General features: G+C 51.5%; 1 pseudogene. It reads right to left on the bottom strand.

The annotated features are described in order from the left end of the window. Positions 1 to 18: 18 nt before the first annotated feature. A pseudogene (locus tag ACTHS3_RS18680) lies at positions 19 to 235 on the bottom strand (hypothetical protein); the annotation flags it as partial.

The raw sequence follows: 235 nt of genomic DNA, 5'->3' as shown, positions 1-235 counted from the left end.
TGTCACTCGTTTCCCTGCTCATAAGATTTCACACAATTGTGCCAACAGCACATCCGGCAGCACCACCCGCGTTTCGGCCTGCCGAAGCAGCCGTTCGAGTAGTGCATCGATTTCTCCGCCCGAAACAGTTTGACGCAGGCTGGATAAAGCCTTCAGGCGTTTTTTTTGTTCGAATGCATCTTCCATCCCCGGTTTGACACAAAAATACCAAAACGGCTCGGTCCTCATGTGGTAG

The organism is Neisseria sp. P0009.S007, assembly GCF_051962515.1.
The sequence above is the reverse complement of the archived record's forward strand: the minus strand, read 5'-3'. Positions and strand labels throughout refer to the sequence as shown.